This window comes from Shewanella sp. MR-4, assembly GCF_000014685.1.
Classification (GTDB): domain Bacteria; phylum Pseudomonadota; class Gammaproteobacteria; order Enterobacterales; family Shewanellaceae; genus Shewanella.
This window is the reverse complement of the sequence record NC_008321.1, coordinates 1,720,091-1,737,344: the sequence shown is the minus strand read 5'-3', so window position 1 is coordinate 1,737,344 and position 17,254 is coordinate 1,720,091. Positions and strand designations below refer to the sequence as shown.

12 protein-coding genes are annotated in these 17,254 nt (G+C 47.7%); 5 read left to right on the top strand and 7 right to left on the bottom strand.

Annotated elements, in window-relative coordinates; all coding sequences use genetic code 11:
* Positions 1 to 37: 37 nt before the first annotated feature.
* The 3 genes from lepB to SHEWMR4_RS07790 form a co-directional block, all read right to left on the bottom strand.
* Positions 38 to 700 carry a signal peptidase I gene (lepB, locus tag SHEWMR4_RS07800; RefSeq protein WP_011622263.1) on the bottom strand — a complete coding sequence of 221 codons (663 nt, stop codon included), beginning with the start codon at positions 698 to 700 and terminating at the stop codon, positions 38 to 40.
* Positions 701 to 1,040: 340 nt separating this feature from the next.
* Positions 1,041 to 3,542, bottom strand: a complete 2,502-nt coding sequence (locus SHEWMR4_RS07795; protein WP_011622262.1) for an ABC transporter permease — start codon at positions 3,540 to 3,542, stop codon at positions 1,041 to 1,043.
* A 3-nt stretch (positions 3,543 to 3,545) separates the two neighbouring features.
* Positions 3,546 to 4,295 (bottom strand): ABC transporter ATP-binding protein, encoded by a 750-nt coding sequence (locus SHEWMR4_RS07790; protein WP_011622261.1) that lies wholly within the window; start codon positions 4,293 to 4,295, stop codon positions 3,546 to 3,548.
* A gap of 52 nt (positions 4,296 to 4,347) precedes the next feature.
* Between SHEWMR4_RS07790 and SHEWMR4_RS07785 the strand changes: the two genes are divergently transcribed.
* Positions 4,348 to 4,947, top strand: coding sequence for an arylesterase (locus SHEWMR4_RS07785; protein ID WP_011622260.1), 600 nt, complete (start codon positions 4,348 to 4,350; stop codon positions 4,945 to 4,947).
* A gap of 144 nt (positions 4,948 to 5,091) precedes the next feature.
* Positions 5,092 to 6,159 carry a DUF3083 family protein gene (locus SHEWMR4_RS07780; protein WP_011622259.1) on the top strand — a complete coding sequence of 356 codons (1,068 nt, stop codon included), beginning with the start codon at positions 5,092 to 5,094 and terminating at the stop codon, positions 6,157 to 6,159.
* Between the two features lie 99 nt (positions 6,160 to 6,258).
* Here the strand turns inward: SHEWMR4_RS07780 and SHEWMR4_RS07775 are convergent, their stop codons facing one another.
* Together SHEWMR4_RS07775 and mprF are read right to left on the bottom strand one after the other, a co-directional pair.
* Positions 6,259 to 6,990, bottom strand: a complete 732-nt coding sequence (locus SHEWMR4_RS07775) for an AcvB/VirJ family lysyl-phosphatidylglycerol hydrolase (RefSeq protein ID WP_011622258.1) — start codon at positions 6,988 to 6,990, stop codon at positions 6,259 to 6,261.
* A gap of 7 nt (positions 6,991 to 6,997) precedes the next feature.
* A complete protein-coding gene (gene mprF / locus SHEWMR4_RS07770) occupies positions 6,998 to 9,550 on the bottom strand; it encodes a bifunctional lysylphosphatidylglycerol flippase/synthetase MprF (protein WP_011622257.1) in 2,553 nt (850 codons plus the stop codon).
* A gap of 437 nt (positions 9,551 to 9,987) precedes the next feature.
* Between mprF and SHEWMR4_RS07765 the strand changes: the two genes are divergently transcribed.
* The 3 genes from SHEWMR4_RS07765 to SHEWMR4_RS07755 all read left to right on the top strand — a co-directional run bounded on the left by SHEWMR4_RS07765 (position 9,988) and on the right by SHEWMR4_RS07755 (position 14,919).
* On the top strand, positions 9,988 to 12,723 hold the full coding sequence (locus SHEWMR4_RS07765; protein WP_011622256.1) for an SO2930 family diheme c-type cytochrome: 2,736 nt from the start codon (positions 9,988 to 9,990) through the stop codon (positions 12,721 to 12,723).
* A gap of 138 nt (positions 12,724 to 12,861) precedes the next feature.
* Entirely contained in the window at positions 12,862 to 14,046 is a 1,185-nt protein-coding gene (locus SHEWMR4_RS07760) for an SO2930 family diheme c-type cytochrome (protein ID WP_011622255.1), read from the top strand.
* 171 nt (positions 14,047 to 14,217) lie between these two features.
* Complete coding sequence (locus tag SHEWMR4_RS07755) at positions 14,218 to 14,919, top strand: hypothetical protein (RefSeq protein WP_011622254.1); 702 nt, start codon at positions 14,218 to 14,220, stop codon at positions 14,917 to 14,919.
* A gap of 47 nt (positions 14,920 to 14,966) precedes the next feature.
* Here SHEWMR4_RS07755 and SHEWMR4_RS07750 read toward each other — a convergent pair whose 3' ends face one another.
* Together SHEWMR4_RS07750 and sohB are read right to left on the bottom strand one after the other, a co-directional pair.
* Positions 14,967 to 15,986, bottom strand: a complete 1,020-nt coding sequence (locus tag SHEWMR4_RS07750; RefSeq protein WP_011622253.1) for an AraC family transcriptional regulator — start codon at positions 15,984 to 15,986, stop codon at positions 14,967 to 14,969.
* Between the two features lie 193 nt (positions 15,987 to 16,179).
* A complete protein-coding gene (gene sohB, locus SHEWMR4_RS07745; protein WP_011622252.1) occupies positions 16,180 to 17,196 on the bottom strand; it encodes a protease SohB in 1,017 nt (338 codons plus the stop codon).
* Positions 17,197 to 17,254 lie beyond the last annotated feature (58 nt).

Here is a 17,254-nt window from a genome sequence, read left to right as displayed (position 1 = left end):
TTTTTATATCTCGTGAAGAGTGAAATCTAAGGACAAGTTAGAACGCGCGCATCATGCGCTCAGGCCGCGGCATGTAATAATCGTTGTAATCCAATGAGAAGACTACGGAGCTTGAGCGGCCAACAATCTCCTCTCTTGGCACAAAACCTATGACTCTTGAATCGGCACTGTTATCTCGATTGTCCCCTAGCGCCAAATACTGGTTATCAGGAACCGTAACTGGGCCAAAATTAGCCAGCTGCGAAGGCTGCGGATTGAGGCGAATACTGTGCGCTATGCCGAGTAGATCCTCCTGCCACTCGGTGACATTCGCCGGCGCATAGGCACTTAATGTTTGCTGTGTATATGCGAGTGGTTTGTCATTTAAATACAAGCGATTATCCCGCATCATCACAGTATCACCGGGTACGGCGATCACCCGTTTAATCAGCTTTTTATCGGCTTTTTTAGAGTCGAACACGATAATATCCCCACGTGTAGGGTCCGCAAGTTTAACGAGTGGGATATGGGTAAATGGCACTCTGATATCGTAAGCCATCTTATTCACCAGAATGCGGTCGCCCTCGACAATCGTCGGCAACATAGAACCTGTCGGCACTGTATTCCAATCAGCTACCGCGCTCCTGAATACCAGCATTAGGCTGATAAACAATAAAATGGAGCGATTATCTCTAAGTAATGTTCTATGTTTTTTAAACATTCTGTTTATCTCCCTGAGGCCAAAATCCAGCAATCTTCTCGTTTGATGACAATGCGAAGCTATCAATTGCCTGACGTAAGCAACGCTTGCTCGTTAAATAGACTCATAAGAATCGACTAAGTTCTTTGGGGATAACATCTTGGCTTTTTCCATTTGTAAGCCAATGTGACAAATGCTCAAACTTAGCCACAAACTTTGCCACAAACTTTGCCTCAACCTAAAACACTCAAATAATCGCCATTAAAAAAGCACTGGTTTAGGCCAGTGCTTTTTATTTTACAAATCATGGTTACAAATGATGGTGTTAAGGCATTTGCCTTAACCTCCAACTCACCTTAACTTAAGCGCCCGCTTTTAATAATTCGGCGCAGGATTGATTGAGCAATTGACGGCAGCGCCAAACACCCAGTAATGCAACTAACAAGGCACCGCAGACAGGGGCAATCCCCCACCAGGGCCAGTGCATATACACATTGAGTTCAAACACTTGGGTCTTTAACAGATACAGCGCAAATTCGGCCACTATCACTGCAAGTACCCCAGCTATGCCCCCCAGTAACGCAAATTCAAGCCCAGTGGCGCTACGCAGTAACCAGCCTGAGGCGCCAAAGGTGCGCAGCACTGCGAGTTCACGCTGGCGTGTCGCCATTCCCGCCTCGGTTTGCGCAATAAGCACTAAAGAACTGGCCAGTAAAACGAGAACCAAGACCAACGTCAGCGACAGGGACACCTGCTCAATAATCTGCCGCAATTGCCCCACCATGGCGCCGACATCGATAATCGACACCGTTGGGAACTGCTGGATAAGTTCGAGGATCACTGTGCTCTTCGGAGCATCACTCCCTTGTACATCCGTTTTTTTATCGTCGAGGTAGAAGCTTGCCATCGAGGTATAGGCAAAGGGCGCCAGCGCTTCTTGAGTGAAGATCATAAAGAAGTTTGGTTGCATGGTTTCCCAGTGCACGGCACGGATACTAGCGACCTTGACCCTAAGCTCTTGGTTATCAATCATGTAAGTCAGCGTATCGCCTAGCTTTAGTCCTAAACGATCGGCAACACCTGACTCGACAGAAACCTCATCCGCCGCCTGATTAAAATGCCCTTCAACTAACTCATTGTTGGCGGGTAAGCTATTGCGCCAGGTGAGATTAAGCTCGCGGGAAATCCCTACTCGCCCCTTCTCTCCCGCTTCGGCCTGCTCGTCGGAAATCAAGGTTTCACCATTGATTTGAGTCAAGCGGCCGCGAATCACGGGATAGATATCCGTTGCAGCTATGCCCTTTTGCGCCATAAAGTCATTTAATGGCTTAGCATCATCGGGGGCGATATTGACCAAGAAATAGTTGGGCGCATTCTCGGGCAGCTGTTTTTGCCACTCGTTCAGTAAATCTTGCCTCAGGGCCAAAATGGTCAATAGCAATACCAAGGCCGCACTAAAGCCCACCAATTGCACCGCATTTTGCCGCGCGCGGCGGCGTAACCCCGCGAGAGCCAGTTGCAAGGGATTGGTGGTTTTCATGCCGACACTGTGACCAAGGCGGATCATCACAAAGCCTAAAATACTGAGCAATACGCCCAGTAGCAGCACAGCCGCGACCACCGTCAGTGTCAGTGCCCAGCTTTGGGAATACAAATATCCCAAAAGTGCCATCGCCCCTAAACTGAGGAGTAAATGCAGCCACATGCCGAGCTGCAAGCCCTCGAGTTGCCTTTGTAAAACGCGCAGTGGCGGAATGGCCAGCAGACGCATTAAAGGATAGGCCGAAAACATAAAGGCGCTGATAAGCCCTGTGCTGATCCCAAGCAGTAGCGGCCGAGTCAACGGCGGCGAATAAGCAGCGATTTCAGGGGGTAATAGTTGATTAATGCCTAAATCCAGCAGTGCCCCGCCGATTAACCCCAGCACAATGCCAAACAGCGTCACCAGCAGTAAATGGATGCCGAATAGTCGACGGATTTGAGTTGATGAGGCGCCAAAGGTTTTGAGCATGGCGACCACATCATAATGACGTTGGCAGTAACGCTGGGCAGCAATCCCAATCGCGGCGCAGGCCAGCGCAATACCGAGCAAACTTGCCAGCAGTAAAAAACGCTCCGCCCGCTTCACCGCGCCCGCTATCGGTGAGTCGCCAGACTGCACATCGACCCAGCGCTGGGAATTATTCAGCAGCGGTTTAACGCTATTTTCAAAGGCGCTGAAGGCGCTTTCTTCACCCACAAATTGATACAGATAGGTCACTCGGCTGCCGGGTTGAATAACCCCAGTCTTGGCGACATCTTCAATCCGCATTAACACCACGGGGGAAGAAGCGAATGGATTAAAACCCGCATCGGGTAAGCGGCTGATTTCTTGACTTAAACGAAACTCACTGTTGCCTAACTCCAGTGTTTGCGGGTATCCCAAGAGTCCCCCTAAGCGACTCTCAAACCACACCTCATCGGCGTGGGGCAAGCCTTGGGCTTTTTCATCTTGGCCATTGGCCGCTTTAAGTTCTATGTCGCCCTTAAGTGGATAACCAGACTCGACCGCCCGCACTGTGACTAACTGAAACTTATCCCCCGCATACACCATAGAGTTAAATTGCATATTGGTCACATGCTTAAGACCAAGCTCGTCGGCCTTAGCCAGAATGCTGGCATCAATTTGAACGGGAGAGTCGATGATGCGATCGGCGGCGATAAACTGAGTCGCTTGCCCGTTTATCGCGACCTGCAAACGCTCACTGACCCGCGCAAGACCACTGACCGACAGCACCGCCAAGGTAATGGCGAGGATTATCAATAACAACTGCCCCTGTTGCAGCTCGCGCTTAAACAGGCGCCATGCCAAATTAAGCTCCATGGGTTAGGCCTCCTTGGCGCTTAATTCAAGGTTGTCATTCACGCTGTGCGATGAGGCCGAATCTAACTCTTCCTGTAAGTGGCCGTTGTCCATAACCAGTTGCCTTTGGCAGCGCTTCGCCAATTGCAAGTCGTGGGTGACTAGGATGAGCGTGGTGTGGCTCTCTTGGTTCAGCTCAAACAACATATCGGCAATTTTATGGCCGTTAACACTGTCCAAATTGCCGGTTGGCTCGTCGGCAAATAGCACCTTAGGTTCACAGATAAAGGCGCGAGCAATGGCCACCCTTTGCTGCTCGCCGCCGGATAGCTGTTTAGGTAAATGGGTCAAACGGTGGGATAACCCCACGCGCCCCAGCATGGCCTCGGCCTTCTCCTTGGCATTTTTAACCCCAGCAAGCTCGGCAGGTAGCATCACATTTTCGAGGGCAGTTAAGGTATCAACTAACATAAAAGATTGAAAAATAAAGCTCACCTTCTGCTTACGCAGCGCGGCTTTCTGTTCTTCATTGAGCGGTGATAGGGCTTGGCCATCGAGCCAAATCTCCCCCGAAGTGGGGGTATCGAGCGCGGCGAGTAAGCCAAGCAGTGTCGATTTGCCCGAACCTGAGGGGCCTAATATCGCCACACTTTCCCCCTGCTTGACATCTAAGTTAATGCCCTTGAGGATAGTGAGCGAACCTTCCTGAGTAGTCACCGATTTTTCGAGGTTAACAACATTGATGGCACTGTTTTTTGAAACGACGTTAGACATAGGATCCTTCTTATACAAATCGTTCTTGCGTCAATCGCTTAGATGCAAGCAGATGGCAAAGGCCGTGAGCGCCTGCATCCTGTTAAGTCTGTTTATAACCACGCCAGTTCAGGCGGCGAAAGTGTTGATCCTCGGCGATAGCTTAGGTGCCAGCTATGGCATGTCGGAACAATTAGGCTGGGTGGCGCTGCTGCAAAAAAATTTACCCGAGCATGAATTTACCAATGGTTCGGTAAGCGGTGAAACCACAGCGGGCGGTTTGCGTCGTTTGCCTGCACTGCTCGATTCCGTAACCCCCGATTTGGTGGTGGTCGAACTCGGTGGTAACGATGGTTTACGTGGATTCCCCCCGACGCAACTCAAAAATAACCTAATCCAAATCATTACCCTAGCGAAAAATAGCGGTGCTAAAGTGCTACTGACCGAAATCATGGTACCGCCTAACTATGGCCCTCGCTATACCCAAAAGTTCACCCAAGTGTATCAAGAGATTGCTAAAGACGAGGAGATTGCATTAATCCCCTTCTTTATGCAGGACATTGCTCCCCACCCTGAGTTGATGCAAAGGGACGGAATTCATCCCAATGAAAAGGCCCAAGAGAAGATCGCCACTTGGATGCAACCTTGGATTGAAAAAGCCTTAACTCAATAAAATCGCTGCAATTTTAAGCTAATAAACAGCTTGCTGATGTAAAGTTGCATTTAAGCGATAAAAACATGCTCCAACGCAACATTAACGCCTTAGAGAAACAGTAAAATTCGTGTTAGCAAATGGTTAACCCAACAAGGAGTCAATATGTCCCTTAGCCATCAGCAAAAAGTGTACATACCCAAGGAAGCTCGTACCAACCAGTACATCACCGCCGAAATTAAAGTCACGGATGAATTACTGGCGCAATACCCCGATTTCCATAGCTGTTATCAAACCTTAAGCCGCATTATTTTTAACTTGGCAGAACAACACGATCTCCGTAACGTTCATGTGATCACTAACGATAAACTGCCAGTCGTGCGTTACCACACCGAAGCCTATTGTTTCCAAACCGCTGAACAAATTCTGTTTTTTTATAATCCTGCCTATCACGAGGCACAAAACCTGTTTACCGAAGACAACTACCGCGCCCGCAAACTGCGTATTGTGTTCTTAGCGACAGGCGATGAGATCCGTAGCAACTCGGCCAATTTCCATACCCGAGTACGAGAACTCCTAAACGAATTAATGCCTAAGCTGCCGATTAAAGATCTCAAAGTGAAGATCCGCGACCACCAGCATTTATCCTATGATTTATTTGCTAAATCAAAAGGTAATAAAGAAACCTACGGCTATAAACTCCGAGCCATTGCACCAAGATACAAGGCCAGAAAATGTGACCTGCCGGAAAATGTTAGCTCACTCACCTATGTCACCGTCAGCCTGCCGCTGAGTCGCAAGCTCAAACAAGGTTTACTACCCGACTCCGCAACGGACTTTAGCCCGTTATATCAACATCTTGAAGATAACTTCCTCAAGGCGGCGACTAATAAGCAATTAACCCGTTTAGCTATGATCGCCAACGGCTTAACCCCCTTAGTGCGTAACAGTAAGTTTGAGAAGCTCGACAGTAAGGCCGAAGTGCAAATGATCGGTTTTGACCCGAACGCAACCGAGCAACAAGTGATCCGCCGCTGGGATGCCGACAACCTAGTCGAAGCCGCGCATTTTACTATCGTCGCGGGCGCCAAGGACTGTGATGACTCCGGCTATGGCCGTTTTATGAATAACGTCGAAGCCGCACTGAAAACTTTTGCCGCCGAGATTGGGCTAGATCCAGAGCGGGAAGATCTCGTGGTGCGCTTCCACCAGCACATTAGCTACCAGCTCTAGTCATTCGCTGTAGTACAACCTAAAACAAAGGGCGCATCTGCGCCCTTTGTTTTATTCCAAAGCATTAGGCTCGTAGGATGCCATATGCACTAAATCGCACTAACTTGGCTTTAGCCAACCTTTTATCAGCTTGACCACTTTATCGTAGTCATCATCAAAACTGTGGCCACCGCTTAACGCGATCACAGTGACATTGGGCTGCTTGACCGCAGGGCATAAATGCAGCGGCGCATCGTCCTCTTTACCGTAGAGGCAAAGCATAGGCACAGTGGTTTGTTTGTTCACTTCGGGCAAGGTTAAGTAACGGGCCGATTGATTATCCGAGGTGACCATCTCGCTCACATGGATTTCAAAATCCGAAGATTGTGAAGGAGAGAGCAGCACAGCACCCAAGACGTTGTTTCGATACCGCGCGGGCATCTGATTTAGCACAAAGGGGATGACTTCGGCCCCGAAGGAATAACCAATCAAAATCACTTTTTGCGTGCCAAATTCCGCTTGGTACTTGTCGATTATGGCTAAGGTATCTTGGGTGACATCTTTGGGATCTTTTTGTTTCCAATAGTATTTCAGCGAGCTCCAGCCGACCACAGGCCAGCCCTGCTGCTGTAAAATGCCCCCAACGGCTTTATCAAGGGTCGCCCAACCGCCATCGCCACTCAAAAAAATCACCAGCGGTGGTTTGGTGTGGTATGAGGAAACGTTTACCTGAGTTGATGGTTCGACAGGCAACAAGCTTAGCCCCAGATTATCGGCAAACTCATCGGCAAAGGCGTTAGCAGTTGAACATAAAAGTAAAACGCTCAGTATCTTGATTAAGGATTTCGTCATCTCGCACCTACTTTTTAAATACGCCAGTTGCACCACGACTCGTTAAGGTCACCAAACTACCCACCACTACGGGTAAAGATAGCCCTCCATAACAAATCAAATACTTAGCTTCCCATCTTGGATTAAACTTATCCTTATACCTTCTAAGCCCCTGAAAGTTGTAAAATTTATTCCCCTTCTTATAAACCGTTTTGGCAAGCTTGGTCCAAAACGGTACCAAGGCTCTATCGGTTAATCCAGACATGGGCGCCATGCCAAGATTAAACTGCTGATATCCTTGCTGTTTGCCCCAAAGCAATAGCTCTGTAAACAAAAAGTCCATTATGTTGCTGCCCGATAAATTCGGCAGATAACGCATCAAATCAACGGAGAACTCCATTTTGGCGCCACTGGCCCACACATTGGAAAAGGCCACCAGCTCGCCATTCAAATACACTAAGGCCATAGGCGTGGTGCACAGGTAAGCTGAGGAGAAATAACCAACCGAAAACCCTTTTTCTCGCCCCTGTTTGGCCTTAAGCCAACTGGTTGAAATAGCCTCTAATGTTGGCAATAGACTCTGTACTTCACTGGCATCGACAACCTTAAAGCTCAAGCCTTCCCTTAATGCCTTAGCATGGCTCTGCCGCAAACTGCGATACTTACTCGACTGCAATTCAAATTCCGCTAAGGACACTATGGCCTCTTCGCCGAGTTTATACAGGCTCAACCCTTGCTCTAAAAAGTGGGGTAAATACTTTTGCGTCACTTGATAAAACACCGGCCAACCATCGTAGGCGTCACACAGCTCGCGAAACTGCCACAGGAGATCATCAAATTTATCTGGATTACCGATAGGATCGCCCATCACCACCCAGCAATGTCCGGCGCGGGCATACATTAAGAAGGCATCTTTATCTTCATTAAATAACAGCGATTTATCTTGTACTAAGGCAAGATAACCGTGGCTACTCGGCGCATTGGCAACAATCTCCATGGTGCAGCTCAAGGTCGAGCTATCTAGGCGACTGGTATGGGGTTTTCGCACCGCAAGCACATAACGAATGGCAAAGCCGAGCAGAATCACGAGGGCTATCGCACCACCCCGTAACGCGCGGGACACATGGCTATCCTGCGAGAAGGTTAACCAGAGCGAATGGTCATAATCCACATCTTGGTAGGCAAAAAACAACACCCACACCATCAAAAATAACGCCGCGGCGAGGGATAATAACCAGCCGAAGGAATATTTAACGCCCACAATCGAACCTTGGCGATAAAACACCTGTTCACAGGGCAGCATTAATAAATAGATAAGACCGAGTGCTAGGGAAATCTGCCATTCAGCGCCTTTAAGCACAATAAAAACAATGGCTACTAATAATAGCTTTTGGGTGAGTACGAAGGCTTTTTGATAACGCTTAAACAAGCCATGGGATAATAACAGCAACAAAATACCACTGGCACTCAATATTAAGCTCGACAATTCGACAATCGGTAGCGGCACTATCTCCCCTAGCCAATGATATTTGTGCACAATGGAAGGATTAACCACTGACAGCAATAAAACTAAACCGACGGAAAACACACTAATGCTTAATAGTGGTGGTAATAACTGTCTGACAATATGTAAATCAATATTTATCTTAGATAATTTATCCTTATTACTTAATACTAAACCCGCCACAAAATAAATCAGGGCCAGCATAAAAGGCACAATATAATAAATGACCCGATACACAATCACCGAGCCCAATATTTGTTCAACGGGTAAATACTGGGATAAGGTCACTGTAACCACAGATTCAAAAACACCAATCCCTCCAGGCACATGGGCAAGCACCCCGATGGCATTTGCCACAAAGAAAATACTGAGCACTTGAAGGTAACTTAAACCATCCACCGCAGGCAGCAGGGAATAGAATAATGTTCCCACCACTAACCAATCGAGTGTCGAGACCACAATCTGTTTCAACGACTGAGACCGTTCGGGAGGCGCAAACTCAAACCCACGAAAATAAATCGGTTTTTTACGCCACAGACTAAACAGAAAATAGCCTACGACACAGAGCAGCATCAGAACGCCAAACACACGGCTCAAGGAAAACAGCCAAGCTGGCAATGGCAAATCAGCCAGTTGCTGCGCCGGGAAGTTAATCAGCGCGATACCACAAATGAAGAATAACCCGAGGAAAAAAGTCACCGAGCAGGCGAGCACTATTTGAGTTATCTGATTACCGCTTAACCCTAACTCTGAATAAAACTTATAGCGTATCGAAGTGCCTGTGAGTAATGAAAACCCTATGGTATTGGAAAAGGTAAAGGCTAAAAATGAAACGGGAGCGACCTTTGGATAACTTAATGATGAGCCAAGTTGTTTAATCGCAAGATAATCATACAAGGTCAAGATTAAGTAGCTGGTCACAGTCAATGCAACGGCAAGCGCAAGCTGTGAAAATGAAAATAATTTAACCTCAGCCAAAATATCATTTAATTGATAATCCTGTTCAAGGTTATACAAAAGCAATAACGAGACTGTGAATATTAGTAAGCTAATAATCACCCGAATGCGTCTCCCCATTTTCATCTCCACATATTGTTAAGGGGCAAATCAAGGTTAATGGCTATTATTGATAAAGCATTAAATCTGAATTAACTTTAATTTATTATTAAGCACTGTTTTAGCGAAAGATTTTTAACATAGTGATTTTTGAGTGGCAATCAAATTAAGCGTTAACTAGATGATGTTTTATTCATCTTGTAACAAGTATGTTTTAATTTGCATTAATAATATCCAACCGCCTTATCTGAAGATAAAAACACCCGTAAGGGTATTCAGTCCCCCCCAACCACTTACCCATATTTTGGGATAAGAATGTTGAGCTTAAATCGAGTCGCGTAACACCATCTCCCCTTACCGCAGCGATGACTTGCACCATTTTGGCCATATTTCACATTGCCTTTTGCTGCCCCTAGCGCATTCTGTTAACGAAATAATAACAAAAAGCAGGAGCACCTATGTTCAACAAGACGACACATCCACTGGCGAAGAAGGGCGTTAAGGCGACACCACGCCACCTTTGGCCGAGTAACTCCCACAGGAATAAAGCTCAAAGTAAGGCGAATTGGCTGATGCCAACTGGGGTCGCCCTACTGATGGCGTTTAATCTCACGGGTTGTTTTTCTGACGATGAACCAGCACCAGAGGTCGTCACGCCACCCGTGGTTCAGCCCCCTGAAACGGGCCCCACCTTCCCCGAAGGCGCCATCAAAATCCTTCCGGGGGATAATCTCACCACCCGTATTCAAGAAGCCTTAATCAACGCGCAAAGTGGCGCTGTGATTGTACTACCAAAGGGCACCTTTAATATCGATTCGACATTACTGTTCGATGGCGACGTGGATGGGGATGGCAGTTATGCCAAAAACGTCACTATCATGGGCTACGGGATGAAGGACACTATCCTCAATTTCGCCCAAGCTAACTCGGGGGATGGGATTTTCGTGCAAAATGCGCTGAACATTACCATTCAAGATCTGTCGGTCAATGAGGCCAAAAACAACGGCATCAAGCTTAAAAATACCAATGGCATTATACTGCGCCGCGTGGGGGCGGTGTGGGAAGGTGAGCTCGACAAAGATAACGGCGCCTATGGTCTGTATCCCGTTGAGTGTGAAAACATTTTGATTGAAGACAGCTATGTCCGCGGCAGTGCCGATGCGGGGATTTATGTGGGCCAATCCCAATATATTGTGGTGCGCCGCAATATCGCCAAGGAAAACGTTGCGGGGATCGAAGTAGAAAACTCTAAGTATGCCGATGTGTATGACAACGAAGCCATGGGCAACACTGGCGGGATTTTAGTGTTCGACTTGCCGATCAACAACCACAGATACGGCTCTAGTGTGCGGATTTTCAACAACAAAGTGTATGACAACAACACCCCTAACTTCGCCAACGCCTCGGCCAACCCAGCTGGTGTGCATATAGTGCCGCCGGGGACAGGGGTGATAGTGCTGTCGACCGCCGATGTGGAAATCTTCAATAACGAAATTACCCATCACGACACCTTAGGGGTGACTGTCAGCAGCTTCTTTATTGCAGAACCCGATATGACCTCCTTTGTCGGCAACTATGGTCAACCAGGTCAAGCCATTGAAGATGGCTGGCGCCCTGTGCCGCGCAATATCTACTTGCACGACAACCTGATCACTGACTATGGCAGCAAGCCTAAAGGTTATTTAATTCAAGATATTATCCGTGCGTATGTCATCAGTCACGGCACCTTGCCCGGCGTGCTCTACGACGGCTTAGGGGAAATGCTTGCCAATAACGGCACCGCCGCTTACCTAGGTTTAAAAGAGGCACCCTTTGCCGCAGATGGCAGCGATAACGTCTGCGCCAGTGATAACGGTGATGTGTCCTACGGCAGACTCTATGCCAACAGCAACACCGACATCAGCATCGCCGATGTGCAATACGAGAAGACCCAGAACAACCTGCTGAAATGTACCCAGGTGAGCCTACCCGTGCACACAGTCACCTTCGCGGGCCAAGTGTTTGGCTGCGGGGTTGACGATAATACCGCGGGCTGTGATGGCGGCGTGCTCGTTGGCGGCGGTGGCACTATCGGTGAAGGCGAAGGTGGCTTGGTGGGTGATGGTGACCAAAGTCTTTGTCAGGCGACGGGTTCAAACGTCAGTTGGGATGCGCTGCTAAAAGCAAACTGCCCTAAACTGTCGGATTACAATCTGTTCAGCGATGCCAAAAACCCTACGGCAGGGCCTAATTCGGGCGGTGTCCCTTACGATCTAAACACTCAGCTCTTTACCGACTACGCCAGTAAATACCGCTTTGTGTATTTGCCTTCGGGACAAAAAGCCAGTTACTCCGAAAACGAAGCGTTTGATTTCCCAGTGGGTAGCGTTATCGTCAAAACCTTTGCCTTGCCAAGCGATACCAGTAAGCGTGGGATCAGTAACGAGAGTTTGATTGAAACCCGTTTGCTGATCCATCGTCCAACCGGTTGGAGCGCCCTGCCCTATGTATGGAAGACCGACAAGACAGATGCGACGCTGGCGAAAGCCGGTGCGATTAGCAGTCAAACCTTAAGCCATAAAGGAGAAAGCCTCACCTTTAATTACATGGTCCCGAGCATGAACCAATGTAAACAGTGTCACCAGTTTAAGGCCGATGACAACAGCAACGCCGTGTTTGTGCCTATTGGTCCTAAGGCGCGCCATTTAAACCGCAATTACAGCTATCAAGATGGCACTATGAACCAACTGTTGAAATGGGAAAGCCTAGGTATTTTGCAGGGATTACCGAACCTGAGCCAAGTACCACAAGTGCCCGCCTACCACGATGGTGACGAAGCCACAGTCGCAAGCTTAAGCGATACCGCATTAATGCAGACGGCTAAGGGTTATCTCGACATCAACTGCGCCCATTGCCATAGACCCGAGGGTAACGCTTCTAACACTGGCCTTAAACTCGAATACTGGCGTGGCTATAGCGATGATGCAGGTTTCTCCCACGGTACCTGTAAATCGCCGATCGCCTATGGCGGTGGAAACTTAGGTTTCGACGTCGTGCCTGGCAATGCCGCTGAGTCCATCATGCACTTTAGAATGCAAAGTACGACCCCGGGCGATCGTATGCCTGAAATCGGTCGCAGCCTATCCCATGATGAAGGCGTGGCGCTGATCAGCGAATGGATTAAACGCCTGCCTGCAGCAAGCTGCTCGCACTAGCGTTAACGGTAACAATGGGTGAAAGCAGGCTTGCAATCACCCACTTGCTTACCACTCCAAGACTGAGCGACCCCCTGACAGAGAAGGCCGACTTAGGCCTTCTTATTTCAAGCAACAGCTTAAAGAGCGGATAATCCAATGAAAAACCGCCTAACACTCATCGCAATCTTCAGCCTAACGATATTAGTAACAGCCTGTGGCGGCGGTGACAGCCAAAGCAGCGATAATGGCCAAACGCCGACTCCGCCGACGACACCAACTGTACCGACAACGCCCACTAGTTTGTGTGTGAATACAACTGGGCAAGTTAACTGGCCCGCCTTAATGGCAGAGGACTGCCCAGAATTAAGTCAATATGGGCTCTTTATCGACCCCGCAAACCCCACCGCGCAGCCGCAAGCGCCGGGATTTGGTTATCAGCTCGCTACGCAGCTATTTTCTAATTACGCCAGTAAATACCGCTTTATCTATTTACCCGCAGGCAGCAGCATGCAATACCAAGCGCAGGAGGCATTCGAGTTTCCAACTGGCGCCGTGCTGGTCAAAACCTTTGCTCTGCCACAGGATACGGCTATCACAGGCATAGCCAACGAAACCCTTATTGAAACGAGGCTATTGATAAAACGCTCCCAAGGCTGGACAAGTCTGGTTTATCAATGGCAACAAGGTGAAGCAAAGCTGCTTACCGCGGGCGCAAGCGTGCATCATACCCTGATTAATCAAGGCCAAAACCAAAGCTTTGATTACAACATTCCGAGCCGCGCCGAGTGCAAAATTTGCCACCAAATCAATCAAGATAACAGCAGTCAAATCATCCCGATTGGCCTTAAAGCCCATCTATTGAATCACGATATCATCGACCAAGGGCAAAGCGTCAATCAACTCAGCCTGTGGGCTAAGCAAGGCAAGCTGGAGCAGTTACCCGAGTTAAACCAAGTCGCTAAAACCTATGCCATAGACAACCTCCAAGCCGATTTAACCAGCCGCGCTAAGGGCTATTTAGATGTTAACTGCGCCCATTGCCACAGCGCCAAAGGCTATGCCAGCATCTCCGGCTTACGCCTTGGTTTTTATATCGACCATACCAGCTATCAATATGGGATCTGCAAACAACCACCCGGCTGGGATGGCGGCCCTAAAGGACTCGATTACGATATCGTTCCCGGCAATGCCGACCACTCGATTCTGCTCTATCGCCAAACGCTGTCAGAACCTAAAGATCGCATGCCGCCCATCGGTCGCAACCTTGAGCACCAAGAAGGCGTGGAATTAATTCGCCAATGGATAGATTCACTGGCACCGAGTTTAGGGAGTTGTACTTAGACATGTTCAGTAAGAAACTTGCTTATTACCAATCGCCACTGATTGAACCTGGTTAGATAATGATGCTAACTTACTGTCCAGTTGGAATGTTCATTCCAACTATAAATCCTTTCTAGATTAGTTTACTGATAGGGATGGGTAATACTCAGTTAAATGCCAAATGGAGGCGGCATGCGTAAGACTATATTTTTCACCTTGTTTTTTGTCGCGTTTTCTAATGCCAGTGCAGAAGAACAAACCCAAGTTAACTTAAAAGATAATACGGTTTTCTATGAGGGAGCACTCTCTAAGGAAGCCAATCAAAAACTTATCTCATTGATTGATAACAATCCTCACCAAATCGAGTGGGTATCAATTAAAAGCAAGGGAGGTGAAGTCAATCGAGGAATGGATTTAGGCGAGATTATTTTTAACAATAATCTTGGCGTCGAGGTTACCGAATACTGTCTATCTTCTTGTGCTAATTATGTATTCTCTTCAGCTCATAAGCGCCGTATATCCAATCATGCTGTTATTGGTTTTCATGGCGGTGTCACTGGGATGGAGGAAGCAACGGAAGAATACCTAAAAACTTTACCCGAGAGCCAACAAAAAGCAGCCAGAGATAGCTTCACCGCGTATATGAAGACAACAACGTCCAGAGAAGCTGAGTTTTTCACTAAGGTTGGTGTCAGTCAAAAAATAACCTATTTAGGTCAAAGTCCCTTGTATCAAAAGCAAAATGATTCTGAAGAGAACATTGGCTGGTACTATTCATTAGATGACTTAACAAAGCTCGGTATAAAAAACATCACGGTAATTAACCCGCCTTGGAAATTCAAACAACTATCCGAAAAAACCAAGTTCTTTAAAGTGAGTGTGAGTGATATTTGACGACAGACCAAAGCGTTAATTGTTAATTAGCGCTTTCACTCTTCCCTTTACCCAACATTTAGCCGGCTAAAATACCCAGGCGGATGGCCAATCCAATGCTTAAAAGATTGACGGAAATGGCTAACATCGCTGTAGCCTAAGGTCTCGGCAATCGCCTCAATATCCAACTCGTTAGCTAAAATCAACTCGACCGCCCTTTGGCAACGCACCTGATCGACTAAACGTTGGTAACTCGAGCCAAGCTGTGCCAGCTTACGCCGAAAGCTGCGATCGCTCATATGTAGTTGCGTCGCCATGTCATCTAAATGAAGCACTTGGGGAAAATGCTCGTTGATTGCCGCCAGTACGGTTTCGATAAAGGATGTGGTTGATACCGAAGCGGTCTTTTCGGCGTAGGCAGGGAAAGGATACTGGATGGCAAGCGCGAGTTGGTTGAGGGAAATGCTCCATTCATAATATTCGCAATTAAACTGCACCCTAGCCCCCGTTGCCTGGGTTAAAAAACGCTCATCGCGGACAGGTTCCGCCAAATGGATTTGCCTAAGCGTTATCGCCTCCCCCGTGAGCTCTCTCGCCAGCCCTAACAGCGAACCTATGCTGTGCAGAAATTGAAATCCATATTGTGCTTTGTCGATACGGCCAGTATTGAGCCAACGAATGCAGACACAGTCTTCTTCGAGGCGCACTAAGGTATCGGTAAAACTGCCAACTAGTTGGGGATGATTGACCACAAACTGCAGGCAGGCCTGTAGAGAAGTCAACTGCGCAAGATGGGGCAAGAGCACATCTAAACTACTCACCCGATAGCTTAGGCCTAATTTAGTGCCAATATCGGGGTCACCGCCCTGCAAACGTAAAAACTCCATCGCATATTCTACCTGCCACACAAACACAAACTGGCAATGATTGAGTTCTGCTAGGCCAACGCCGATATGCTCACAGACTTGCTGTAAGGCGTTTTCGCCTAACTGCGAGGCAATAAAATCGAGAATATTACGTAGCTCAAATGCGGGATAGGTTTGATCACCCACCATCAGGTTCGTCTTGTAGTCGACGCGCTGTAACATGGAAAATCCTTAATATGATTTGTTCAGCTTTTAATTCCCTAGGTGATTAGTTGTATAAGATCTTGCTTATTTTGAATAGTCTTAAACCAAACTTAATGTTAAAAAAATGTATTATTTTATTTCGCGCTCGGACAAAACAAAAACGCCTGCATATTCGCAGGCGTTTTCATCAGGAGTGAGTTAACTCGTCGGCTTACATGGAACGATTTTTCTCAACTAATCGATTAAAAATCGCATTTACCGATAAAGACGCACCATGGGCGATTTTATCTGCCAGTTTCTTACGGACTTGGTAGCGCAACTTGTACACAGTACGTTCGCCAGCTAACTGCATTAACACATCGTCACTGGTTGAAATCGCATCAATAAGGCCTAATTCAATCGCCTGTTGACCGTACCAATGTTCGCCTGTGGCCACCTTAGCCAAGTCGAGTTGAGGACGATACTTGCTCACGAAAGCTTTAAACAACACGTGGGTTTCTTCCAGCTCCTGTTGGAACTTCTGTCTGCCTTCGTCCGTATTTTCGCCAAACACGGTTAAGGTGCGCTTAAAATCACCGGCAGTGTGTTGCTCGTAGTCGATTTCATGTTTCTTCAATAAACGGTTGAAGTTAGGCAACTGGGCAACGACACCGATTGAACCTACGATGGCGAATGGCGCGGCATACACTTTGTTTGCCACACAGGCCATCATATAACCACCGCTGGCGGCAACTTTATCCACGCAAATCGTTAATGGGATCTCGGCCTGACGCAGACGGTCAAGCTGGCTAGAGGCCAGACCGTAGCCATGGACCATGCCACCGCCACTTTCGACATTCACCACCACTTCGTCGCCCTTTTCGGCAATGGTTAAAATCGCGCTGATTTCTTCCCGCAAAGAAGCCACTTCGGCGGCATCAATACTGCCTTTAAAATCAATTACAAAAACTTTACCTTTGCTGTCTTCTTCGGCCGCTTTTTCCTTCGCCTTTTCGTCCGCTTTCAGCTGTTTTTCGTAGGCTTTAAACTGCTTCTTCGACAGCAGTTCTTCCTTCAAGCTGTGTTTGAGATCTTCCAGTTCTTCTGAAAGATTGGTGATCCTCAGTTCACCTTTATCCGATTTGTGCTTCACCGTGGACGCGAGCACCACAATAATCACAGCAACAAGCGCAACCACAATTGTCACAGCTTTCGCTAAAAACATGCCATATTCGTATAGAAATTCCAAAGTACTCTCCGTTGGGGCCTAAGGTGATTCGGTTTAGTGCGCGCTATTCTAACAGCCT